This is a genomic window from Klebsiella sp. K47, from assembly GCF_051858335.1.
Taxonomy (GTDB): domain Bacteria; phylum Pseudomonadota; class Gammaproteobacteria; order Enterobacterales; family Enterobacteriaceae; genus Klebsiella; species Klebsiella pneumoniae.
In genome coordinates this window covers 1-218 of the sequence record NZ_JBPYUI010000492.1, presented here as the reverse complement: position 1 = coordinate 218, position 218 = coordinate 1, and the positions used below count along the sequence as shown (strand labels likewise).

Here is a 218-nt window from a genome sequence, read left to right as displayed (position 1 = left end):
AGGCCGGGGGAGAGGGCGGGAGTCTGAACCGCCGCCCTGGATGCGCGCCTGGGCGCCGGGGCTTTGCGCTTACCTCGCTTGGGGGCGAATCGCTCGTCCCACTCCAACTCGCCCACGCCGAGGAACCAGACGCACTCGTAGATTTCCAGCGCCTGGCCGGTGTGCTCGCGCCGCAGCATGCGCAGGGCCCGGCTTGCCTCAACCAGGGTGCGGATCGG

The 218-nt window shown here is 71.1% G+C and carries 1 protein-coding gene; it reads right to left on the bottom strand.

Annotated features, from left to right (window positions below; all coding sequences use genetic code 11):
* A partial coding sequence (locus RRF55_RS28930) for a hypothetical protein (protein ID WP_439419437.1) occupies positions 1–218 on the bottom strand: 218 nt, incomplete at both ends.